This is a genomic window from Pantoea sp. SS70 (genome assembly GCF_029866845.1).
Classification (GTDB): domain Bacteria; phylum Pseudomonadota; class Gammaproteobacteria; order Enterobacterales; family Enterobacteriaceae; genus Pantoea; species Pantoea leporis.
The window spans coordinates 467381-489608 of sequence record NZ_CP117200.1; the positions used below are offsets into that span (position 1 = coordinate 467381).

Below are 22228 nucleotides of genomic sequence, written 5' to 3' on the forward strand. Positions count from 1 at the left end.
CTTCGTAAAAATCTTTCGCTTATGATTTTCTGTTTTGCAGAGCGATAAACAGGATCAGAACGCAACCCCACAGCGCCATGGTCAGATAACTGCTAACGCCCATCAGGTTAAGGCCGCTCTCGAGCATTTGCAGGACGATCAACGCCAGTACCAGTCCGATGACCCGGCCAAACCCGCCGTCGGGATTAATTCCACCGAGTACAGAAGCCAGAATGGTCACCAGCAAATAGGAGTCGCCATAGCCTGCTTTGGCCGAGTTGAATTTGGACATCATCAGCAGTGCCGCGCCCCATCCGAGCAGCGCGGAAAGCACATACACCGCGAGAGTAACTTTGTGGGTATTGACACCACTGAACCGCGTGGCCTGTTCGTTGGAACCCATCAGATAGAGGCTGCGTCCCAGCGTGGTATGTTCCAGTAACACCCACAACAGCAGCGCCACCAGCAGGAATAACAGCAGCGCAACCGGAATGCCGAGCAGGCTGCCGTTGCTGAGATATTGAATGGCTGCCGGGAAGCCGGAAATCACAGCACCATTGGTTAGCAGAATATTCAGCCCGCCAATCAGCGTCATGGTACCGAGGGTCGCCAGAATCGGCGAAACACCGATATAGGCGATCAGTGCGCCATTGAGCGCGCCAATGAGCACAGCGATGACCAGACCCGCGAGCATCGCCAGCGCGAAATATTCTGGCTGGTTCGGGTGCGCCACCAGAATGGCCGCCATCGCCAGCGAACAGGCATTGGCTCCGGCAATGACCGACAGATTGATACCGCCGGTGAGCATGGTGATACCCATACCCAGCGCCAGCATGCCCAGAATCGGTAATTGAGAGGAGATCGACTGGAAATTGCCGATGCTGTAAAAACTGCCGCCCAGCGTGAACGAGAACAGCACGGCAACGGCGACGATGATCAGTAACTGCAAGCGGATGATGCGATCGCCAGGAAAGAAGCGGTTTAAGGTTGTCATGTCACATTCCCTTTGCCAGTTTGCGTTTTTCATTCCATGCGGTGCTGCTGATGCTGACCAAAATGATCACGCCGCTGAAAACCTGATGCCAGTAAGATGAAATGCTCAGCAAGGTCATACCATTTTGCAGGAAGGCCAGCAGCATTACCCCCAGAATGGTGCCGGTCAGCGAACCACGGCCGCCGGTCATGCTGGTGCCGCCTAATACCACCGCCGCCAGCACCGTCAGCTCATAACCCAGCAGGGAATTAGGCGCGACAGACTGGGTGATTTGTGCCTGAACCACGGCCGCTATACCCGCCAGCAATCCCATAAATCCGTATACATAAAAATGCAGTCGCAGGATGTTCAGGCCGAGACGCGACGCAGCGTCACGGTTGCTGCCCATAGCATAAATCTGGCGCCCCACGCGTGTGCGGTTCATCAACACGCCGGTGGCGATGATCACGCCCAGCAAGCTAAGCAGCGGCAGTGTCAGGCCATAGTCGTAACCGTCGGCGGCGGTAAAGGAGAACCAATTAATACCGTTCATAAACCAGTCGGGAAACCCGTATAACCAGGTGCCATTGGTGACATACACCAGCAGACCGTAAAACAGGTTTAACGTGGCAATGGTGATAATGATGGCCGGAACGCGCAGCCAGTACACCAGAAAACCGTTGACCAGCCCGAGCAGCAACCCGCTGCCCATCGACAGGGCAAATGCCAGTGGAAAGCTACCGCCGTGATGGATGATGTAACTGGCCATCACGTACTGACCGATTGAGGTAATGGCCGGGAAAGAGATGTCGATGCCCCCGGCAATTAACACCACAAACAGACCACAGGCCAGAATGGCAAGAATGGCGTAACTGGTGGCGACGTCAGTCAGGTTACCCAGGGTCATAAATTCACTGGTGCCGACGCTTAAGCCAATCACCAGCAGCAGAACCAGTAATCCCAGCCAGAATTCGTGCTGGGAAAACAGTTTCGACAGAGATTTATTATCCATTAATCACCTCCGCAATCTGCGCTTCGCTGCTTTGGTGCGGCGCGAATTCCGCTACCAGTTCGCCTTTGCGCATCACCAGCACGCGATGACTGTTGTAATACGCTTCCGGAATTTCATCGCAAATCATCAGCACCGCCATGCCAGATTCCGCCAAATCGCGAGCGATGCGATAAATTCCCTCTTTGTTGGCAATATCTACGCCGACGGTCGGCGAATCGAGGATCAGAATATGGGGTTGTGTTGCTACCCATTTGGCGATGGCGATCCGCTGCGCGTTACCGCCGGAAAGGGTTTTAACGGGTAACTGGCTATCCGAGACTTTGATGTTCAAATCGCGGATCAGGTCCCTCACCACCGCTGCGGCTTTCTGATGGTCCATTAATCCTGCGCCGGTGTGCAGCTTGTCGAAAATGGACACCAGCGTGTTGTCATAAATCGATTGTTCCATGATCAGACCCTGCGTCAGACGGTCTTCTGACACATAAGCAATGCCGTGACGGATGGCGTCGCGGTTACTGTGGAATTGCACCACATTGCCGTTAACGCGAATTTCTCCGCTATCTGGTTGGCTCATGCCGAACAGGCTCAGACAGAGTTCCGTCCGGCCCGAACCGAGCAGGCCAATAATCGAGGTGATTTCACCCTGGCGCAGCGCCAGTGAAATATTCTGATACTGACCATTGCGGCTTAGTTGGCTGATTTCAAGGAGTGGCGTTACGTTGGCTGGCGCACGATGCGGCAGATGACTGTAGGTAAAACGTTGTCCGGTCATCAGGAACGCCAGTTCATTACTGTCGAGTTCGCTGGCCGGATAGGTGCCAACCAGTTTGCCGTCGCGCATCACGCTGATGCGATCGGCCACTTCCATCACCTCATCAAGACGGTGGCTGACAAACACCACGCAGATACCGGCGGCTTTGAGCTCATTCACCACGCGCAACAGACCATTCACTTCAGTACGAGTCAGCGATGCGGTCGGTTCATCCATAATCACTAAACTGGCGTCAGCGGCGATAGCGCGGCATATGGCGACTAATTGGCGATCGGCGATCGACAGCTTTTCGACTTTACGATCCGGATCCAGAGAGACGCCGACCCGTTGCATCGCTGCCACCGCTTTTTTGCGCATTGCCTCGCGATGTACCCAAAAATCTCCGCCGGGTAAATAACGGTGAATGGCAATGTTTTCGGCTACCGACAGGTTGGGAAATAAAGACAAATCCTGATAAATAACCTGAATGCCGTAATACGAAGAGAGCTGGGGCGTAAGAGTATGAAATAGTTTTCCGTCCAGCGTAATGGCCGCGCCTTTTTCCGGCTGATAAACACCAGAAATGACTTTAATGATGGTACTTTTGCCACAGCCATTTTGACCAGCAAGGCAATGCACTTCGCCTTTATTTAACGTCAGGCTGACATTGTCTAATGCTAGTACGCCGGGAAATTTTTTGCTGATTCTTTCAAGGCTGATAAAGGCCTCATAAGGGGCAGGGGACGTATTAAGCGTATTCATCACCGATCCTTAAGCATATCCTTTGTAATTCCAGTGGGCGTTGGCTGCACAGTTTTAATTGAATCAATGAGTTACATTTTCTCATTGGCAACTTTGCCTTGGCTGGAATTATTTTGGGTATAAATTTTCATGTCTGAGTCGAGATCTAAATACGGCACAACATACAACGCCGTATTTATTTCTCTTAGCCTGGTGTGGCGCTGGAGATAATCTGTCTCCGGAAAATACCTGAATTAAAAAGCCTGATCAGAATCCAAGTGATTTCGCATTCTCTGGTGTCACTTCCAGAATTTTATTAAAGCGAATGACTTTTTTATCCATATCTACGTCGGCTTTCCCCAGCCCTTCAATAGTCAGATCTTTGGTGACTTCTTTACCCTGCAATAGCTGATCAGCGACCGTTACTAAGGCATAGCCGGCATCTTTTGGATCCCACAGCAGCGCTTTCTTAATATCACCGCGCATTAAATACGGAGCAGCTTGAGCGGGCATAGCGATACCAACAACGGCGATTTTATTTTTAGCGCGTTTCTGTTGAACCGCCTGACCCGCACCAATCGGGCCGAGCGAACCGAAACCGATAATCCCTTTCAGGTCGGGATAGGTCTTCATTAAATCCAACGTGGTGGAGTATGACTTATCAATATTTTCCGCCACCGGCAGGCGAGACGTTACTTCATGCATATCCGGGTACTTTTCTTTCTGATATTTGATCGCAGCATCCGCCCACGCGTTATGCAGCGGCACAGTCAGGGATCCAACATAAATGGCGTACCCTCCTTTGCTACCCATATCTTTTGCCAGTTCGTCCATATTGGCTTCAGCATATTTCTGGCTGTCGATGGTTTCGATATCCCATTGACCAATTTGCTGGTCCGGCGATTCATGGGTTAATACCACGATGCCCTGGTCACGCGCTTTCTTTAATACCGGCTCCAATACTTTGGCATCGTTTGGCACCACGATGATGGCGTCGACTTTTTTAGCAATCAAATCTTCAATCACTTTGACTTGCTGGGCCGGGTCTGGAGTGGAGCCGCCGACTTGATAAGCGTTGACATCCAGTTTTTGCGCGGCTTCTTTCACGCCGACTTCCATGCGAGTAAACCATGGAATGCCGGTGACTTTGGCGACCACGGCAATATCGTAAGGCTTAGCGGCGAAAGAGGGTGTTGTGAATAACATGCATGCTGAAACCACACATGCACTGACTAATGCGAGGTTAAATTTCATTGCGATACCTTTCTTATGATGTTTTGCAGTAGGGAGCGGACGGTTGGTATTCAATTCACACTCAGAGATTAACTGAAGGAGACACCGGTTTTCGCATGATTGTGATCAAAATGTGAACAATGCCCAGCTTTGTTAAATTTAAAGATTACTTGTGTTAATAGAAAGTAAATAAACGCTCTTCCCTTTCCCGGCATCCCGAATTTCAGAGGTGATGAGCCATTTTTATTAACAATTTATCTCCAATAAATTAACAAAAGAGAAATATTTGACCGCGTCGTATCTTTCTTGCAGCGAAGAAGGCGCTGCCAGAAATTTTATTTGCACGGAATGTGAACAGCAGCGCATTCCTGGCGATTTTAAGATTCCGCAAACGACGTTTCCCGACCGCCGTCATTTTCATCCTCACCAGATATGAGCCTTGTCACAAAATACGTATGACGTTTTTAGCCCTCAAAAAGTAACGCTAAGAAGTGAGGGGCTGTTAAAGGCCCGTTGCAGCTTGTTAATGAATTTGTTAACGCAGATTAATGCATCAAACGCATCAACCCATGAGTTTATTGCGCTTATATAGTTTGTTTTGCTCATCCAGTCTGCAGAAGCAGGCGCTGTAAAAGCGCTAATGACAAACTGGAGATAAACATGCATTCCTCTAACCTACCCATGACGGCCCGAACCCGATGCAGTGCGATACTGCGGGTGACTTCTGGCAACTTTCTGGAACAATTCGATTTTTTCCTTTTCGGGTTTTATGCCACTTATATCGCCCATACTTTCTTTCCGGCCAGCAGTGAATTTGCTTCGCTGATGATGACCTTTGCGGTCTTTGGCGCAGGGTTTTTAATGCGTCCGGTCGGCGCGATTGTGCTGGGCGCGTATATTGATAAAGTCGGCAGACGTAAAGGGCTCATTGTTACCTTGTCGATCATGGCGGCGGGGACCTTCCTGATTGTTCTCATTCCGTCTTATCAAACGATTGGGCTCTGGGCACCCTTTTTAGTGCTGTGTGGTCGCTTATTGCAAGGCTTCTCAGCGGGCGCAGAGTTAGGCGGCGTATCCGTCTATCTGGCAGAAATTGCCACGCCCGGCCGTAAAGGTTTTTACACCAGTTGGCAATCTGGCAGCCAGCAAGTGGCCATTATGGTGGCAGCGGCCATGGGCTTCGCACTGAATGCGGCCATGGAAGAAAGCACCCTTCGCGAGTGGGGATGGCGTTTGCCTTTCCTGTTCGGCTGCCTGATTGTTCCGTTCATTTTTGTTCTGCGCCGTAAACTGGAAGAGACCGAAGCGTTCACTGCTCGCCGCAACCACCTGGCGATGCGTGACGTGTTTAAAACGCTGTTAGCAAACTGGCAGGTGGTTATCGCCGGAATGTTGATGGTCGCCATGACCACCACCGCGTTTTATCTGATCACCGTATATGCCCCTACCTTTGGTAAAAAAGTGCTGATGCTGAGCGCTTCTGACAGTCTGCTGGTGACTCTGCTGGTTGCGGTATCAAACTTCTTCTGGCTACCGGTTGGGGGAGCCCTGTCAGACCGCTATGGCCGTAAGCCTGTATTGGTGACCATGGCGATGCTGGCGCTGATGACTGCTTATCCGGCACTTAACCTGCTTGCTGAAGCACCCAGCTTTTCCATGATGCTGACAGTGCTGTTGTGGCTCTCCTTACTTTACGGTCTGTATAACGGCGCCATGATCCCGGCATTAACAGAGATTATGCCGGTAGAAGTGCGAGTTGCTGGCTTCTCTCTGGCCTACAGTCTGGCTACGGCTATTTTTGGCGGATTTACGCCAGTCATTTCAACTGCACTGATTGAGTACACCGGCGATAAAGCTTCACCCGGCTACTGGATGAGCTTTGCTGCGATTTGTGCATTACTGGCCACCCTCTATTTATACCGTCGCAGCGCATTATCACTTCAAACCGCTGGTTAGTTCAGGAATGACATCATGCAAAAAATACATCGTTCACTTCTCATTACGCTGTTAGTGAGTTTCGTTAGTTTTTCAGCGGCGGCCAAAGATGTCACCGTTATGATTTCGGGCGGATTTAAAGCGGCGCTGGAAAAACTGGCCCCACAATTTGAAGCAAAAAGCGGCGACAAGATCATTTTGATCTCTGGTCCCTCGATGGGGAGAACGCCTCAGGCGATTCCAGCGCGCCTGGCACGCGGGGAGAAGGCGGATGTGGTGATTATGGTCGGTGATGCGCTGAAAAACCTGGAGAAGGATAACTGGCTTCAGCCGGGTTCGCGCGTTGAGCTAGCCGACTCTTCAATTGGTATGGTCGTTAAAGAAGGTGAGCCTAAACTAAATATTAAAACGGATGCAGATCTGCGTAATGCCCTTTTGCAGGCCAAATCTATTGCTTATTCTGACAGTGCCAGCGGCCGCTATGTCAGCAGCCAACTGTTTAAAAAACTGGGAATAGAAGACAAGGTAAAAACAAAAGCGCATAGGGTAGAGCGCATTCCGGTGGCATCCGAAGTGGCTAAAGGCACTTATGCCGTCGGTTTCCAACAAGTGAGTGAATTGCTACCTGTGCCGGGCGTCACCTTTGTGGGTGAACTGCCTGAAGATGTGCAATACGTTACCCGTTTTGCCGGTGCGGTGACCGCCAAAGCAACAAACGGGCAGGAGGGCAAAGCGTTACTGAACTTCCTCTCTTCGGCTGAGGCGCAAGATACTGTGCGCGCTACCGGATTGCGATCGGTGACGGCTGAACTGCCGGTTAAACAACACGATACTGTTCAGTGATCAACCTCTCTAACTCAGCTGCAATGTAGGATTGCATACGGCCACTGCGTCTGATCAGGCCAACCGTACGCTTTACCACCGGCTCAGTGAGTGAAAGGTGTGTGAGTACTGAATGCTCTGACATCGGCATTGACATAGCGGGTACGGCAGCCATGCCGATACCCGCTTCAACCATACCTAGCATGGTGGTCACATGACGGGTTTCGCAGATACTGGGGCGCTCAGGAACGATGTGATCCAGCATCTTATCAAGTAGATGGCGGTTACCGGAGGTCTTATCCAGCTCAATGTAATCCTGCTGATAAAACTCTCGCCAGGTCAGGTTTTTTTTATTGGCTAATGGATGATCCCGCCTGCAGGCCGCCACGTAGACATCGCTCGTCAAGGGTATAAATTCGATAGTGGTTTGCAGATCCCTGGCGAAACAGATGCCGAAGTCTGCCTGACCACTGGCCACTGCTTCAATGACGTTTCCAGCGCTACTATCAATGATTTTCACACGCACTCGTGGAAAGCGTGTCTGGAAACGGCGGATAACATCGGGCATAAAATAGTAGGCTGCTGAGGGTACAGTGGCAACGGTGACCAGCCCTATACGATCCTGACTCACCTTATTAATATCTGCTAATACCAGTTCAACATTCGCCAATAGCTGGTCTGAGCGTTCAGCAAAGGTCCGTCCATACAGTGTCAACGTGACACGCCGGGTCGTTCTGTCGAACAACTTGATCCCTAACGCGGATTCCAGCTTTTCAATCCTACGACTCAATGCTGACTGAGAAAGGCAGATGGACTCAGCGGCAAGCCGAAAATTACTGTATTCAACCAGCGCACGGAAGGCATAAAGATCATTAAGGTCAAAGTTTACAGGCATAGCAGCAGACAGTCCTTTGGAGCCAGCGGGTGTTCAAAGGGGCAATGATAGCCACATTATTGATTACGGTAACCACGTCTTACCTACAAATGTTATTACTTTTCATATTGGCAAATAATTTTGTCATGGAATGGTCATTATTTCCCCACCAGCATTTCTGGCAGCGTGCTGCGTTGCCGGAACCACGCGGCAATAAAGCCGATGATAATGCAAAACTCGGCAATATCTCCGCCGTAATACATCCACTGCGCAGCCTGCTGAATTTCTTCAGCGCTGGCTAAGGTTCCACGTGGGTATCCGAAGCCGTACATCAACTTCGCGAGAATAGCGTGAGCGGCCGTAGCAAAAAAAATTGCTGCCAGACGCACAGTTCTCGATGGACGGTGAGGCGCGGGATCGGGCCCGGCAACAGACCAGGTAAACAGGTAGCCGGAGAGGACAAAATGCAGATGAAGGAAAAAAAACAGAGCAGGAATGGCCATGCTCAACGCATATAACGGAGTGAGATAAAGAAGATACATCCCGCCAATATCCAGCGAAGCAGCGGTAAATGGATGGATTAAAAAGCGTATCGGGCGGGTGCGGAGAATAGTCATCATAGCGCGCGCCCACCGTGCGGATAGAGTGCGTAATATCAGTGAGCCGGGCGCCCCAAATACCAATCCGAGAGGTCCAAACATACCAAGTAACAGATGCTGCAACATATGACCGCGTAAGTCATGATGCGCCCAGTTAGCCAAAGGCGGCAGCATGGATGCCACGATCATGACGATGCCGGCGGTGAAGCTGGCCATGCGCCAGGCGCTCCAGTGGACAACCCGGCGTAAACGTACAGCGGCGATCAAATAAAAAAAGAGAATGACAGCAGGAGCTATGACCAAAAGAATAAATAGCGCGACTGAATGGGGCATCGCCGCAGGATGCATCATGGGATCCACGGATCAAACTTCCGTTTTAGCGGATAGAGCAGACCGCGCGTGACGATAAATCAGCAAGCCTGCCACCAATAACAGCACAGCAGAAAGATTCCAGATAAGGTCATAAAGCAGCACGTTATCAACATAGCGGATCTGATGCAGCCTGAGCAGCTTGTGATCAACAATTCCATCAAACAGTTGAAACGCACCCAACCCCACAATGAATCCTCCCCATGCTGCCGTGCGGTTGAGTTTTCCACGGCTTCGCAGGTCCGCAAACATGAAAAAACCAAGCACGAAAAGAATCAGCTCGCCTGCGTGCAATAATCCATCTGAAAGCAGGCTAAACGCGGGTGTGCCCCAGTCAAAGAAGTGATGCCAGGCCAGAATCTGATGAAATACCACTTCATCAATTGCCGCCATCATACCGATTCCCAGTGGAAGGGTGGCTATGAATGAACGTTTCAGATCGGATTGAGGACTGGAATTCAAAGTTGGCACTACGCTCTCCGGGTAAAAGTTAAATTTCACTTAAGAAGCGTAGATGATAATTCCCGCAGCCCGGTCGGTTTACGCCAGCGTTATGTCGGGCAGGGCGCACGACATGACCAAAAGCGGTTTTCCAGAGATTTCGCTGAGATTGTGATGATAGCAATCAGGCCTTGAAGCGATGAGAAATTGTGACCAAAATATCCACTGGTCACTCATCGTTTACATCAGCTCACCGAGCAAAGTTGAAATATGACAGAGAAAAAAACTACCGCCGCCACGCGTGGGCCTTCCGATCACACCATCCGCGATCAGATTGTGGCTGCCGCCATGGAGTACTTTAGCCATTACGGCTTTGAGAAAACCACCGTATCCGATCTCGCGCGATCAATCGGCTTCTCCAAAGCCTACATTTACAAGTTTTTCGGTTCAAAGCAGGAAATCGGTGAAGTCATCTGCGCCAATTGCCTTACGGATATCACGGAAAGGCTGAACGCTGCGCTGGAGCAGTCACCTTCCGCCACGGAAAAAATAAAGCAGCTGTTTCAGACGCTTGCTGTGGCAGGCTGCGAGCTGTTTTTCCGCGAGCGTCGGTTGTATGACATCGCCGCCGCCTCCTCGCGTGAGCACTGGCCTGCTGCTGTGCAATATGAGGATTCCCTGCGTGAAATCGTGCTCGCCATCCTGCGCGCAGGACGCACTGCCGGGGAATTTGAGCGTAAAACGCCGCTGGATGAAACGGCCGCTGCCGTCTATCTGGTACTCAGACCTCTTGCCGATCCACTCCAATTGCAATCCTCACTTGATACGGCCGGAGAAGATGCAAGCCAATTGGCTGCATTAGTACTTAGAAGTCTCGCTCCGTAATTTGTGACCATTGACATAATTGGTCACTAGTCAGAGAATGGCGTCCTCATACTTTCTTTGAGTAAGGTAACCCATGCTCCGGCATCTCCCTTTGTTGTCCGTCATCTGCCTGCTGCCGGTCATTCTGACTGGCTGCGGCGAACCTCTATCAGCCGCTGACGATCCGCGCTCCCGGCCGCCACTCATCAGGACGGCGACCGTCGAGCCTGCGGCGGGTCAATCTCGCGTTTTTACCGGCATTGTGGCCGCACGTTTTCAGAGCGACCTGGGTTTTCGCGTGTCGGGCAAGGTGCTTGAGCGTCTGGTTGATAAGGGGCAAAGCGTCAAACGCGGTCAGCTGCTGATGAGGCTCGATCCGGCTGATCTCGCGCTGCAGGTCCGCGCTGCGGAGGGTGCGGTAAACGCCGCCCAGGCACGCGCGCGCCAGACCGGCGATGATGAGAAACGCTATCGTGGATTGGTGGGTTCTGGCGCGGTCTCTGCATCCTCTTACAGTCAAATTCGTGCAGCGGCAGATGCCGCGCGTGCCGATCTTAGCGCCGCGCAGGCGCAGGCACGCGTGGCGCTCAACGCCTCGCAATATGCCGTACTGAGTGCTGATGCCGATGGCGTGGTGGTGGATACGTTGGCCGACCCAGGCCAGGTGGTTAGCGCCGGTCAAACGGTTGTGCGCCTCGCCCGCGCTGGTCAGCGTGAGGCGATGGTCAGTCTGCCGGAGACATTGCGCCCGCAGGTGGGATCGCCGGCCACAGCCATCCTGTATGGCAGTGGGATCGAGAATGATGCCAGGCTGCGCGAGTTGTCAGACTCGGCGGATGCAGCAACCCGCACCTACGAAGCACGCTATGTGCTAAGCGGTGCCGCAGCCAGTGCTCCACTGGGTTCAACCGTAACCCTGCGTATCCCGGAGTCTGCGACGACGCCAGAATCCTGGTCAGTACCGCTCAGTGCGGTTTGGGATGCGGGACGCGGTGCTGGCGTCTGGCTGGTGGAAGGCAAACCCGCCAAAGTCACCTGGCGGGCCGTGACGCTGCTCGGTATCAGCGACGACAGTGCGCGCGTGTCGGGTCCGCTTCAGAGCGGGGAACAGGTGGCCGCGCTGGGCGCACATCTGCTGCATGAAGGTGAAGCCGTCCGCATCGGAACGCTTGGGTCGCAAGGAGCCGAGCCATGAGCCGCAATCGCTTTAACCTCTCGGCGCTCGCGGTGCGTGAACGATCGGTTACGCTGTTCCTGATCATTCTCGTTACGGTTGCCGGCATAGTGGCTTTTCTGGGTCTGGGAAGAGCGGAAGATCCCCCGTTTACCGTCAAGCAGTTGACGGTGATCACCGCCTGGCCTGGCGCCACCGCGCAGGAGATGCAGGATCAGGTGGCTGAGCCGCTGGAGAAGCGGCTGCAGGAGCTGAAGTGGTATGACCGCACCGAGACCTATACTCGTCCCGGAATGGCATACACCATGCTTTCCCTGCAGGACAGCACGCCACCTTCTGAAGTGCAGGAGCAGTTTTACCAGGCACGCAAAAAGCTCAGCGATGAGGCGCGCAACCTGCCGGCGGGTGTGATCGGGCCGATGGTTAACGATGAATTCTCGGATGTGGTTTTTGCCCTCTATGCACTGAAAGCAAAGGGTGAACCGCAGCGATTTCTGTCTCGTGATGCCGAAAAACTCCGCCAGCAGCTGCTACACGTTGCGGGCGTAAAAAAAGTCACCATTACCGGCGAGCAGGCAGAACGTATTTATGTCTCCTTTTCCAGCGATCGCCTCGCTACGCTGGGCATTACACCGGAACAGATATTTAACGCCCTGAACGGGCAAAATGCCCTGTCGCCCGCCGGTTCGATACAAACGCGCGGGCCCGAGGTGTTTATCCGCCTCGACGGAGCGCTGGATACGCTCGAAAAAATCCGCAACACGCCGGTCGTCTCCGGTAATCACACGCTACGGCTTGTCGACGTGGCCAAGGTCGAACGTGGCTATGTCGATCCGCCCGATTTTCTCATCCGTAATGAGGGTGAACCTGCACTGATGTTGAGCGTGGTGATGAGGGAAGGCTGGAACGGTCTTGAGCTGGGTAAGGCGCTGGAACAAGAGGTCCGAAATATAAATAGCGACATGCCGCTGGGCATGACGCTCACCAACGTTTCCGACCAGGCGGTTAACATCAGTTCGGCTGTCGATGAGTTCATGGTGAAGTTCTTCGTGGCTCTGCTGGTGGTGATGGTGGTGTGCTTTGTCAGCATGGGCTGGCGCGTTGGCATCGTGGTTGCTGCCGCGGTTCCGCTGACGCTTGCCGTGGTATTTGTGGTGATGGCCGCCACGGGAAAAAACTTTGACCGCATCACGCTGGGTTCACTTATCCTCGCACTGGGTTTACTGGTTGATGACGCCATCATTGCGATAGAGATGATGGTGGTGAAAATGGAAGAGGGCTATGACCGCATCAAAGCATCGGCCTACGCCTGGAGCCATACAGCCGCGCCGATGCTGGCCGGCACGCTGGTAACCGCGATCGGCTTCATGCCCAACGGCTTTGCGCAGTCCACCGCCGGTGAATACACCAGCAATATGTTCTGGATCGTGGGGATTGCCCTGATTGCCTCGTGGGTGGTGGCAGTATTGTTTACCCCTTATCTGGGCGTGAAGATGCTGCCCGACATCAAGCCGGTAGTCGGTGGCCACGCGGCAATCTATAACACCCGCCATTACAATCGCTTCAGACGACTGCTAACCAAAGTCATCGCGCATAAGTGGTGGGTGGCAGGCGCGGTGATTAGCTGCTTTGTGCTGGCCATCATGGGCATGGGGCTGGTGAAAAAACAGTTCTTCCCAACCTCCGATCGTCCTGAGGTGCTGGTTGAAGTGCAAATGCCTTACGGCACCTCAATAGAGCAGACCAGCCAGACCACGGCGCGAATTGAGCACTGGCTGAAAAAGCAAAAAGAAACCCGCACGGTAACCGCGTATATCGGGCAGGGTGCGCCGCGTTTCTATCTGGCGATGGCCCCGGAATTGCCGGATCCCTCTTTTGCCAAAATCGTGGTGCTGACCAACGGCGAGCACGATCGCGATGCGCTGAAGCAGCGTCTGCGAGAAGCGGCAGCAGATGGGCTCTCGCCTGAAGCGCAGGTGCGCGTCACGCAGCTGGTTTTCGGTCCCTATTCGCCTTATCCGGTTGCTTACCGGGTGATGGGTCCCGATCCAGACGTACTGCGCCAGCTGGCCGCGAAAGTGAAAGTACTGATGCAGGCCAGCCCGATGATGCGCACCGTCAACACCGACTGGGGTTCACGTGTGCCGGTAATGCATTTCAGGCTGGATCAGGATCGGCTGCAGGCGATGGGGCTGACGCCTGCCGGGGCGGCTCGTCAACTGCAGTTCCTGCTAAGCGGGGCATCGATCACGGCGATTCGTGAAGATATCCGATCTGTGGAAGTGGTTGGTCGTGCAGCCGGAGAGGTGCGCCTAGATCCCGCGCGCCTTGACGCTTTGACGCTAGCCGGAGCCGATGGGCAGCGCATTCCACTCTCGCAACTCGGTGAAATCGACATCCGCATGGAAGATCCGCTGCTGCGTCGCCGCGACAGAACGCCAACCATAACGGTGCGCGGCGATATTGCTGACGGATTGCAGCCACCGGATGTCTCAAGCGCGTTGAGCCGGGAACTTCAGCCATTAATCGCGTCACTGCCGCCGGGGTACCGTATTGAACAGGCGGGCTCGATTGAGGAGTCGGGTAAAGCGACTAAAGCGATGCTGCCGCTGTTCCCAATTATGATTGCCCTGACGCTGCTGATCATCATCCTGCAGGTGCGTTCCATGGCAGCGATGGTGATGGTTTTTCTGACCGCGCCGCTCGGGCTGGTTGGCGTTGTGCCCATGCTGCTGCTATTCCAGCAGCCCTTTGGCATCAATGCACTGGTTGGGCTGATCGCGCTGTCAGGGATTCTGATGCGTAATACGCTGATCCTGATCGGACAAATCCATCAGAATGAGCGGGAAGGCCACGAACCTTTCAAAGCTATCGTTGAGGCAACGGTGCAGCGCGCCCGGCCGGTTCTGCTGACAGCGCTAGCGGCGATTCTGGCATTTATTCCACTGACGCACTCCGTGTTCTGGGGCACGCTGGCTTACACGCTGATTGGCGGGACGCTGGGCGGCACCATTATGACGCTGGTGTTTTTACCGGCGATGTATGCCATCTGGTTCCGTGTCAGGTAGGCTAATGCTGAAAAAAATCCCCGCCTGGAGCGGGGAAGGAAGTATGAACAATATGCAAAGACTCTCGCACGCTGTGCGTGCTGTGTGTAACCTTCGTACCAAGTATGAAGCGATAAAAGAGTAGTAGCAGTATTTAACGCCTGCAACTCAGGTCCACAAATAAAAATGAAAAGGCTCGGGGACGAGGCCTTTATCACTTCAATCATCACAGCAATGGTTTGATGAACAGCCCTGAAAACCCTGCCTGGCTTCGTTTATCCTCGTCAGTAAAACCCGAGCGTTACTTATCAACGTGGTCTTTTGAAAATGAGAAATCGATTAATAAATGGCATTTATTTGGAATGGCCAAATAAAAATTATCAATATTCTTGATGATTGAGTTCATAAATAACCGAAGCGGTTTCATTTTGATAAAGATGCAATTTAAATGACTGTAATAGGAGCTAAAATAAAAAAATATAACCCGTGCATTTTTTTTAATCTCCTATAAATTGACCCAGCGGTACTCTCCGCACGTAACGAATGATGCTTTGCATCGCCTCTGAAAGCGTTAGAGATTTCCACTTTCAGAGGTCATTTTTTCCTGCCATAAAAGTCCAATCCTGTTTTACTTGCCCTGTCTCATATTAAATATTCATCAATTCACGCTGATAAAGCTGTACAACATTGCGATCATTGTATAAGTTTACTCCATGACGATCTGATTAAAATATGAACACGTGAGGTTTCCTTGCAGCAGAACCCGGGTAGATGCCATTCAGTAAATGATATTGCAGCGTTTTTCAGCCGCATCTCTCTCTCTTCTCAACACTAAATGTTGAACAGAGAGTGATATGAAAAATCACCATGAACAAAAGTTGAGTGATCTTCTCATCGGCGAGGCGGTAATAGCATTGCTGCACGAAAAGGCCGGCATCTCGCGACGTGCGCTCCTCTCGAAGCTTGAATGCATGCTGAAAGCCGAAAAGGATGAAGAACGCGCGCGCGCAATACTTCTCGCTATGCAGGATGTGAAGAAAGAAATCGCCGAGAGTGAATCCCTTAAAGTTGGAGACCGGGAGCACATGGCAAATTTTGATATAGATAAATTCGGTAATGACGACTCAACCCGACATTAACGCCGGCTAAGGGCTTAAGTGCGTGGGAGAGAGACAAAAATGCGCAACTCAGTAAGGATATTTTATGCAGCAGAATACTATCGAGTCAGACCTGCAGAGTTATTTACACAGCACCGGTGACCAATATGCAGAGGAAAAAGAAGTCATTGGTATCATCGTAAAGTCATTGATCGCAGAGAGAGGAAGAGTGACGAACAAGGCCATCATTATGAGTCTGATAGCGGAGCTGGAGAGTGCGACAGATATCGAGCAACTCGATGTGCTGCGCAACTGCCTTGAAATCGTTGTAGGCCGTACGCCTAATGATGAAGACTAAAGAAACCAATCTATTCTATACGCCTACCAGCGGGGAGAGTTGTGTTAATTCCCCCGCTTTTCTGACCGCTACATCCATATTAAAACACTGATCCTCATTTCCCTGAGACTTTACTCACCAGTAAAAAAATGCCCAACGTTCTTCTTCACCCGGAGTAAAGCCCACCACCATTTTCAACGCGTTAAGTAACGCGTCAAGTTGCAACGGGTCCGTGGTATTTTCAATTTCCGAGATGAAGTACAAAATAATGGCGCTATTGGAGACACTCTTACCCTGACTCTCAAGCGTCTGGATGGCGGAGTCAATCAGTGTCTTCTCCGCAGAAAGGTTGTCACCTGCGTTTTGGAGATAGTCAGTAATGTCTATTTCGCGGGACGTTTGCTGTGCGCTTTGTTGCATTTTCTCTCCTTGTGATCAGATATTTCTGCGGCAACGTTTGAAAGATATTTACGCTATTGCGTTGGGCCTCGGCTAAACAAACCCATGCTTTCTGGGCTATTTACCCAGTTAAAAGTCATTCAAAACTAAATTTAGCGCATATTTATGTTATGGCACGCCTTTCATGGATAAAAATCCATTAATGAGCGGTTTAAAGCCTGAATTCCTTCGACGGGATCGTGACTGGCGTATCTCACCAACAGATAAAAGTTAGCGATCGAACAACATGCCGATCAATGTCTGGTAGTGGCGTTCTTCTTCTTGAGTGGCAGCGACTTCAAGACGTCTTAACAGTTTAGTGCAGATAGCCTTACGATTAAGGTTCTTGCCTGCCCGCAGGATTTCGACAACAATTTGACCTAGCGTTTCTTGCTGAGTTGGCGCGCTTGCTTTGCTAAAATAATGTGCAATATCGCTGGCTGTATCGGGAAATTTAGAAACACTCTGACGCATGCGAACCTCGTAAAAGTTGGGATAGTCGATTCTGTCCGAACATAAAGTTAGACAATCTTTTAAAACTTGTACAGGATTAATTTATCTGTACAGATTTTCTTTTTAAGCAAAAGAAGCTTATCCTTTTTATTCAGCTAGTTATGTTTGGTTGTGAGATCAGCTGTCGGACTCTGGTTGTTGAAGATTAGGGTAAATTTGTACAAATAGAGAGGAGGCGATTAACTGGAGGAGGGGGTATTGACAGGTTCAGGGAATGAAGTCTGTTTAACTCACTTACTTATCGACATAATGCGGAGCGCCCTGAGGCGCATCCTCTACCTGAATCAACGTTAGTCACCCATTAACGTTCATTGTTGATAGGGCGTAAATGTCTGGATGCTGAAAGCCAACGTAGCTCTTCGCGGTTTCGTGGGGAGGTTTCGACAAAGGCTTTTAGCCAGCGTCTGGCGTCGGCTATCTGAGCAAGTCTATTGTCGCTGGCATCGCCTTCGGCCATGGTGCCCAACTCAATGATGAGGGAGTGGATGTTGATTTCCTTCTGACTCACAGCAAGATTAATCACTGCCTCGCCAATAATGATATGGCCTTGTTCTTCGTCATGAAATAACACTGCGTTTCCTCCAATATTTTCGATTACCGTAAGAATAGTGTAGTAACAAACTTCCTTAAGGTCTTTAAGATTGTTTAGAGATTTCGGTTTATCAAATTATGCATGTTAATGTTGCTGCTCAACTTGCTGATAATTATCTTAAATTATGCCTGATGTAAACGCATTGCTTGATGATAAAGAAAAGTCTCAAATTTCGAGGGAAAATAATGAAATCGTTTTCAAGACAAAACTTGCCTCAATTAATGAAGATTTTGGTACGTAATTTGGGAATGGGAAATGAATATTGCCAAATGACCGGTGGGGATTAATTAAGGAAGGGGAGAGTGTCGTCCCTGACATTTTCTCCAGCCGGTACACGTTAAACGCGACCGTTGAGGTCATCTTCGTCGTCGTCTTCCGGCCAGAACCGGACTACGTCCTTAGGCGTCAGTTCGTTTCGTCGTTCAAGCCTGCAAGCGTTTGCAGGTATGGCACGTTATGGACAGCGCGATCGGGCTCTTCGAAACTCTTCAGCCATTTTGTGGCTTCAGAAATATCAGACAACCTTGCCTTGCTGCCGCCTGCATTTGCCATATGTTTCAGTTCGTCAATCAGCGATTGTACGCTGACAACTCTCTGTCCCAAGGCAATACTCAGTGCCGCTTCGCCAATAATGACGTAGCCTTTCCCGTCGTGTTGAAAAGATATTAACCATCCTCCATTTTCACGTTTATGACAACCTCGACTTAAACTGTAGGCGCTGTTACGGATTTAGCTAAAGGTTAATTCCTAAAAGTCATGAAATCTTAGATTTATATATTTTCTAAGTGACTATTCACTGCCGTTATTAGGTGCTAATGCAGGGTGATATTATGTGCAATTTTGCATGAAAGAGGTTTAATGTTAAAGGTGTTAAGCGCTTCTCAATGATGGATATTAACTCGCTGAAATAATGGGAAGGCAATACAAAAAGGGGTGATATATTTAATTCTAAAGTAATCCGTGAACAGCTGTATAAATATGAAAGCGCAAGGATGCAATAAAACCCTTTGCAGGTAACGATATTGGTTTCGTTACATTTACGGATAGCCAGCTTATTACGCGGAAATTGGCGGACACCAGCTGCATATTATGCACCGCGCTGTTATATCTGGAGCCCCACCCAGCCATAGCGTATCCACAAGACGTGCGTATGTAGAACTTTCAGGGATTACACCGATGTACAGTTAGCCCGAGTAGCAACTGATAACCATGGACGGATGTGTTGAGGGCACAGCCAGAGTGATGAGTTTCCACTAACAGGTCTAATGGAATGCGGCAGAAAAAGTGTCCGCAGAACTAATGCCTAAGGGCATTCAGGCAATTTGTAGATCTCATTGACAACCTGCAGGGTTGCGTGTTCGATCATCCCTTCATTACGGCATAAAACCCAGCCGTGTTTAGCAACGGCTCGCTCGAACGACTGAGTACAAGCGACATGATCTTCCAGCTTATGCATCACCGTACTACTTAACCCGCGCGTTCTGGCCGCAGCCCTTGCCCATGAAATTTCAGGCGCAGTAACAACCCCGACATGCAGGTCCGGCGCTTGCACGTTTCGATCAATGTTTAACTGTAAAATCTCAGCAAATGGAACCATCCGGCGAAACGCGGCATCCGACGGGTACCAGCGATCCATCAAAATGATGCTATCCGGTGGCTGTTTAGTCAGCACATGTTGGGAAATCCATGCACGGCTATCAGCAAAGCGCGCACAAACTTCCCACTCTAAATCCATGCAGGGATTTCTGGCCAGCCTGTTCACCAGAGCCATTGTTTCTCTCCTGAAAGGATCGCTTTTTTTCTCGCAAAGCCGGATTACCTTGATGTTATTAGCCCTGAGTACTTTCGTGATGGCTTCCAACAGCGTGGTTTTACCAACGCCTTTGGGTCCATCCAGAGAAACAAATAGCGGACGGCTCATAGTCGAAATGACGGGTGATGTAGCGTTTGTGTGAAATTCAAATCGGGCAAAAGCATCCTATTTCCTTCTTATTAACCGGTGTCCACTTTCTACGTCCGGTGAAGCTGTCTGGCGCGTCAGCGTGAACTAAATGAAAGGCTCTCATAACAGACACTGATGGACATTGTGGCAATGGCTTTAAGTTACGAGTCTCATTTTCTGATGGTAAATTCATTTTAGGTCAATGCCCATATGTTGCGATCTACACGATGGAGTTTAGGGGATCCGATTAGCAAAAGGAAAACTTCTCTCAGTACGCTTGTTATTTAAGCAGAGAGGCGTTAATGGGCAGCTTTGGGCGAGCAGCGGACGTTTAAAACTAAAAAGTTAAAAAAAAGCTGATTTTTATGTTGTCGCCTGTTAGCCTGGAAAAATGCAGCAACCGGCTCAGTACAATCTCACCCACTCATTATCATCACTTCCAATTTTTAGGTGGGATTACGTTCGCCATTTCCCGCCAGTAAAGTGGGCCTTAACGAACAAACCATTGAGGTAAATATGGACTTCGATACAGTGGCAACTTCAGCAAAACCAATCCTGCATCTTTTATGCGGAAAAATTGCATCAGGCAAATCCACATTATCTGCAAAATTAGGTACTTTACCTGGCTCCGTAATTGTTAGTGAGGACAACTGGCTGGCTGCGATCTATGAAAATGAAATGCAATCATTGGCGGATTATATTCATTGTTCTTCAAAGCTCAAAAGGGCTATGAAGCCCCACCTGGTGGCACTACTCAAAGCGGGTTTATCCGTTGTTCTGGACTTTCCGGCAAACACACGGACACAGCGTGAATGGATGATGAGTATTATTGAGGAGTCAGGTGCTGATAATCGTCTGCATTATTTGAACGTATCTGATGAAGTCTGTAGAGCCCGGTTACACGCCCGTAACGCAGAAGGTACGCACGACTTTGCAGCTACAGATCAACAGTTCAATACCATTACGAGTTATTTCTCAGAACCTACAGTTGATGAAGGGTTTGAAATTATCGAATACCTCTAAATGCGTTATCCGCACTTAAGCCACCATTGAGTAGTTTTATTATTTTCCGAAAAGTGATGGCACTGATGATGCCTTAATACAGACAGCCTCCGCTTCTGGCCAAAGTGGACAGCTTTTAAAGCTGTCCGGCATGAGTGATGTGAGGTATCTCATAACTAATACCTGGTGACATCTTATAGTTTCCACGCTTCATCATCCAAAGCGACAAGGTAATTTATATCAACAATGCATGTAATGTCCCTTTTATCACCTTGTTTTTAATTACTTCTAAGCCCATCAATTGCCATAGTCGGTAGTATCAATACCGATTTTAAGCTGGTTTGAATTCGTTCGATGATTGCTTCTCGAGGGCCATTTATCCATTCATCACTCATATAAAATTTTTCCTGAGACGCTTTCATATGTTCAATATCATCAAATGCCCGAATCAGAAAGTAAGAATCCTCATCATGAATCGAGTTGCCAAATGCAATGATGTCGATACCCGCTCCACGATGGAGAGGAGCACTTATTTCAACCATGATTGTATGGAATTCTCGTCCAGTGCCTGGCTTCAGAATGTACTGCAATAACTCGACTGCTCTCATTAATTTCATTCCCTTGGTTTACGTTAGATACCTGGATTAGCGGTAACTTCCTGGCTACGCACATAATCAAATCGTACTAAATATAACCATCAAAGCTACGCTTAAAAAGATTTTTATAAACAAGCAATTCTAACATCGTTGTTTTACAGCTCTTCGCTTGTGGATAAGGCAAAAAAAACCTACCTCATTTTTTCTTAGATTCAAAACCGTAATCTTCTATGCAGAGTTGGGCTTGAGCTGTGCGCCAGATACTGGCTAATGCCACATTCGATTTGAGTAAAGTCGCACAACCACAGACGTACATTACCTGCATTGCAGCTTTAACGACTGGAAGGCGCTGCTACTACGTAAATTCCGCTGGCGAGCATTTTATTCACTACGCAAACCTTAGTCACACCAAATTTCAGGCAATAAAAAACCCGCACGAGGCGGGTTTTTTTATTATCAGCGGTGCTTATCTGCTCAGACTATTGTCTTCATCGCTATTGTAAGCGTTGCTGATAATGAGCGCAGCTTACAGCGGAGTAACGTTACCCGCTGCTGGGCCTTTGGCGCCATTTTCAATGGTGAAGGAAACTTGCTGACCTTCATCAAGAGTTTTGTAGTTGTCGCTCTGGATGGCAGAGAAATGGACGAAAACATCCTTGCTGCCATCGTTAGGAGTGATAAAGCCAAAACCTTTATCAGAGTTAAACCATTTTACTAAACCAGTCATTTTGTTAGACATAGATAATTCCTTAATTGATGAGCCACTCGTAGCGGCGAAAATTGGCCTGAAGTGAAAGATTTACTTATTGGGCACTTAGGAGGAGGCTCTCGAAGAAGGATATCTAGGGATAACACTTGAACTGAGGACTGCTTTACTAAAACTGCTTTCATAAGGTC

Annotated in this window: 21 protein-coding genes; 8 read left to right on the forward strand and 13 right to left on the reverse strand. The window is 50.0% G+C overall.

Features of this window, described 5'->3' with window-relative positions; translation table 11 throughout:
- Positions 1–19 precede the first annotated feature (19 nt).
- The 4 genes from PO881_RS21795 to PO881_RS21810 form a co-directional block, all read right to left on the reverse strand.
- A complete protein-coding gene (locus PO881_RS21795) occupies positions 20–973 on the reverse strand; it encodes an ABC transporter permease (protein ID WP_280172973.1) in 954 nt (317 codons plus the stop codon).
- Position 974: 1 nt separating this feature from the next.
- On the reverse strand, positions 975–1964 hold the full coding sequence (locus tag PO881_RS21800) for an ABC transporter permease (RefSeq protein ID WP_210080148.1): 990 nt from the start codon (positions 1962–1964) through the stop codon (positions 975–977).
- Positions 1957–3477 carry a sugar ABC transporter ATP-binding protein gene (locus tag PO881_RS21805; protein ID WP_280172974.1) on the reverse strand — a complete coding sequence of 507 codons (1521 nt, stop codon included), beginning with the start codon at positions 3475–3477 and terminating at the stop codon, positions 1957–1959. Before PO881_RS21805 ends, PO881_RS21800 begins: the two co-directional genes overlap by 8 nt.
- 246 nt (positions 3478–3723) lie before the next feature.
- On the reverse strand, positions 3724–4710 hold the full coding sequence (locus PO881_RS21810) for an autoinducer 2 ABC transporter substrate-binding protein (RefSeq protein WP_192235288.1): 987 nt from the start codon (positions 4708–4710) through the stop codon (positions 3724–3726).
- A 639-nt stretch (positions 4711–5349) separates the two neighbouring features.
- On the opposite strand from PO881_RS21810, the gene PO881_RS21815 reads away from it, so the two are divergent.
- Together PO881_RS21815 and PO881_RS21820 are read left to right on the forward strand one after the other, a co-directional pair.
- Positions 5350–6645, forward strand: a complete 1296-nt coding sequence (locus tag PO881_RS21815) for an MFS transporter (RefSeq protein ID WP_280172975.1) — start codon at positions 5350–5352, stop codon at positions 6643–6645.
- A 15-nt stretch (positions 6646–6660) separates the two neighbouring features.
- Positions 6661–7467, forward strand: a complete 807-nt coding sequence (locus PO881_RS21820; protein WP_280172976.1) for a substrate-binding domain-containing protein — start codon at positions 6661–6663, stop codon at positions 7465–7467.
- Here PO881_RS21820 and PO881_RS21825 read toward each other — a convergent pair.
- The 3 genes from PO881_RS21825 to PO881_RS21835 all read right to left on the reverse strand — a co-directional run bounded on the left by PO881_RS21825 (position 7442) and on the right by PO881_RS21835 (position 9750).
- On the reverse strand, positions 7442–8341 hold the full coding sequence (locus PO881_RS21825) for a LysR family transcriptional regulator (RefSeq protein WP_280172977.1): 900 nt from the start codon (positions 8339–8341) through the stop codon (positions 7442–7444). The genes PO881_RS21820 and PO881_RS21825 overlap by 26 nt on opposite strands.
- A 137-nt stretch (positions 8342–8478) precedes the next feature.
- Positions 8479–9270: a cytochrome c oxidase assembly protein gene (locus PO881_RS21830; protein ID WP_280172978.1), complete on the reverse strand. Its 792-nt coding sequence runs from the start codon at positions 9268–9270 to the stop codon at positions 8479–8481.
- A 12-nt stretch (positions 9271–9282) separates the two neighbouring features.
- Complete coding sequence (locus PO881_RS21835) at positions 9283–9750, reverse strand: DUF2243 domain-containing protein (protein WP_280173304.1); 468 nt, start codon at positions 9748–9750, stop codon at positions 9283–9285.
- Between the two features lie 249 nt (positions 9751–9999).
- Here PO881_RS21835 and PO881_RS21840 point away from each other — a divergent pair, with 249 nt between their 5' ends.
- The 5 genes from PO881_RS21840 to PO881_RS21860 all read left to right on the forward strand — a co-directional run bounded on the left by PO881_RS21840 (position 10000) and on the right by PO881_RS21860 (position 16269).
- Entirely contained in the window at positions 10000–10614 is a 615-nt protein-coding gene (locus PO881_RS21840) for a TetR/AcrR family transcriptional regulator (protein WP_101761235.1), read from the forward strand.
- Positions 10615–10687: 73 nt separating this feature from the next.
- On the forward strand, positions 10688–11788 hold the full coding sequence (locus PO881_RS21845; protein ID WP_280172979.1) for an efflux RND transporter periplasmic adaptor subunit: 1101 nt from the start codon (positions 10688–10690) through the stop codon (positions 11786–11788).
- Entirely contained in the window at positions 11785–14835 is a 3051-nt protein-coding gene (locus tag PO881_RS21850) for an efflux RND transporter permease subunit (RefSeq protein WP_280172980.1), read from the forward strand. The genes PO881_RS21845 and PO881_RS21850 overlap by 4 nt, the downstream gene beginning before the upstream one ends.
- Positions 14836–15668: 833 nt before the next feature.
- Positions 15669–15953: a hypothetical protein gene (locus PO881_RS21855; protein WP_280172981.1), complete on the forward strand. Its 285-nt coding sequence runs from the start codon at positions 15669–15671 to the stop codon at positions 15951–15953.
- Between the two features lie 64 nt (positions 15954–16017).
- Positions 16018–16269 (forward strand): biofilm development regulator YmgB/AriR family protein, encoded by a 252-nt coding sequence (locus PO881_RS21860; RefSeq protein WP_137387092.1) that lies wholly within the window; start codon positions 16018–16020, stop codon positions 16267–16269.
- Between the two features lie 114 nt (positions 16270–16383).
- Here the strand turns inward: PO881_RS21860 and PO881_RS21865 are convergent, their stop codons facing one another.
- The 4 genes from PO881_RS21865 to PO881_RS21885 all read right to left on the reverse strand — a co-directional run bounded on the left by PO881_RS21865 (position 16384) and on the right by PO881_RS21885 (position 19712).
- The gene (locus tag PO881_RS21865) at positions 16384–16668 is read right to left on the reverse strand and encodes a biofilm development regulator YmgB/AriR family protein (protein WP_101761240.1); all 285 of its coding nucleotides are present in this window, start codon (positions 16666–16668) and stop codon (positions 16384–16386) included.
- A gap of 249 nt (positions 16669–16917) precedes the next feature.
- Complete coding sequence (ycgZ, locus tag PO881_RS21870; RefSeq protein ID WP_101761241.1) at positions 16918–17160, reverse strand: regulatory protein YcgZ; 243 nt, start codon at positions 17158–17160, stop codon at positions 16918–16920.
- Between the two features lie 340 nt (positions 17161–17500).
- Positions 17501–17770, reverse strand: a complete 270-nt coding sequence (locus PO881_RS21875; protein ID WP_280172982.1) for a hypothetical protein — start codon at positions 17768–17770, stop codon at positions 17501–17503.
- Between the two features lie 1324 nt (positions 17771–19094).
- Positions 19095–19712 (reverse strand): dTMP kinase, encoded by a 618-nt coding sequence (locus tag PO881_RS21885; RefSeq protein ID WP_280172983.1) that lies wholly within the window; start codon positions 19710–19712, stop codon positions 19095–19097.
- A 537-nt stretch (positions 19713–20249) separates the two neighbouring features.
- Here PO881_RS21885 and PO881_RS21890 point away from each other — a divergent pair.
- Entirely contained in the window at positions 20250–20756 is a 507-nt protein-coding gene (locus PO881_RS21890) for an ATP-binding protein (RefSeq protein ID WP_280172984.1), read from the forward strand.
- Positions 20757–21013: 257 nt separating this feature from the next.
- Here the strand turns inward: PO881_RS21890 and PO881_RS21895 are convergent, their stop codons facing one another.
- Positions 21014–21343 carry an NIPSNAP family protein gene (locus PO881_RS21895; protein ID WP_192414568.1) on the reverse strand — a complete coding sequence of 110 codons (330 nt, stop codon included), beginning with the start codon at positions 21341–21343 and terminating at the stop codon, positions 21014–21016.
- A gap of 514 nt (positions 21344–21857) precedes the next feature.
- Positions 21858–22070 carry an RNA chaperone/antiterminator CspA gene (gene cspA / locus PO881_RS21900; protein ID WP_007885867.1) on the reverse strand — a complete coding sequence of 71 codons (213 nt, stop codon included), beginning with the start codon at positions 22068–22070 and terminating at the stop codon, positions 21858–21860.
- Between the last annotated feature and the right edge of the window lie 158 nt (positions 22071–22228).

Bases quoted from the DNA above. Each gene is read 5' to 3' on its own strand.
- PO881_RS21795 (WP_280172973.1), bottom strand. From the start codon at position 973: ATGACAACCTTAAACCGCTTCTTTCCTGGCGATCGCATCATCCGCTTG.
- PO881_RS21800 (WP_210080148.1), bottom strand. From the start codon at position 1,964: ATGGATAATAAATCTCTGTCGAAACTGTTTTCCCAGCACGAATTCTGG.
- PO881_RS21805 (WP_280172974.1), bottom strand. From the start codon at position 3,477: ATGAATACGCTTAATACGTCCCCTGCCCCTTATGAGGCCTTTATCAGC.
- PO881_RS21810 (WP_192235288.1), bottom strand. From the start codon at position 4,710: ATGAAATTTAACCTCGCATTAGTCAGTGCATGTGTGGTTTCAGCATGC.
- PO881_RS21815 (WP_280172975.1), top strand. From the start codon at position 5,350: ATGCATTCCTCTAACCTACCCATGACGGCCCGAACCCGATGCAGTGCG.
- PO881_RS21820 (WP_280172976.1), top strand. From the start codon at position 6,661: ATGCAAAAAATACATCGTTCACTTCTCATTACGCTGTTAGTGAGTTTC.
- PO881_RS21825 (WP_280172977.1), bottom strand. From the start codon at position 8,341: ATGCCTGTAAACTTTGACCTTAATGATCTTTATGCCTTCCGTGCGCTG.
- PO881_RS21830 (WP_280172978.1), bottom strand. From the start codon at position 9,270: ATGATGCATCCTGCGGCGATGCCCCATTCAGTCGCGCTATTTATTCTT.
- PO881_RS21840 (WP_101761235.1), top strand. From the start codon at position 10,000: ATGACAGAGAAAAAAACTACCGCCGCCACGCGTGGGCCTTCCGATCAC.
- PO881_RS21845 (WP_280172979.1), top strand. From the start codon at position 10,688: ATGCTCCGGCATCTCCCTTTGTTGTCCGTCATCTGCCTGCTGCCGGTC.
- PO881_RS21850 (WP_280172980.1), top strand. From the start codon at position 11,785: ATGAGCCGCAATCGCTTTAACCTCTCGGCGCTCGCGGTGCGTGAACGA.
- PO881_RS21855 (WP_280172981.1), top strand. From the start codon at position 15,669: ATGAAAAATCACCATGAACAAAAGTTGAGTGATCTTCTCATCGGCGAG.
- PO881_RS21860 (WP_137387092.1), top strand. From the start codon at position 16,018: ATGCAGCAGAATACTATCGAGTCAGACCTGCAGAGTTATTTACACAGC.
- PO881_RS21865 (WP_101761240.1), bottom strand. From the start codon at position 16,668: ATGCAACAAAGCGCACAGCAAACGTCCCGCGAAATAGACATTACTGAC.
- ycgZ (WP_101761241.1), bottom strand. From the start codon at position 17,160: ATGCGTCAGAGTGTTTCTAAATTTCCCGATACAGCCAGCGATATTGCA.
- PO881_RS21885 (WP_280172983.1), bottom strand. From the start codon at position 19,712: ATGAGCCGTCCGCTATTTGTTTCTCTGGATGGACCCAAAGGCGTTGGT.
- PO881_RS21890 (WP_280172984.1), top strand. From the start codon at position 20,250: ATGGACTTCGATACAGTGGCAACTTCAGCAAAACCAATCCTGCATCTT.
- PO881_RS21895 (WP_192414568.1), bottom strand. From the start codon at position 21,343: ATGAGAGCAGTCGAGTTATTGCAGTACATTCTGAAGCCAGGCACTGGA.
- cspA (WP_007885867.1), bottom strand. From the start codon at position 22,070: ATGTCTAACAAAATGACTGGTTTAGTAAAATGGTTTAACTCTGATAAA.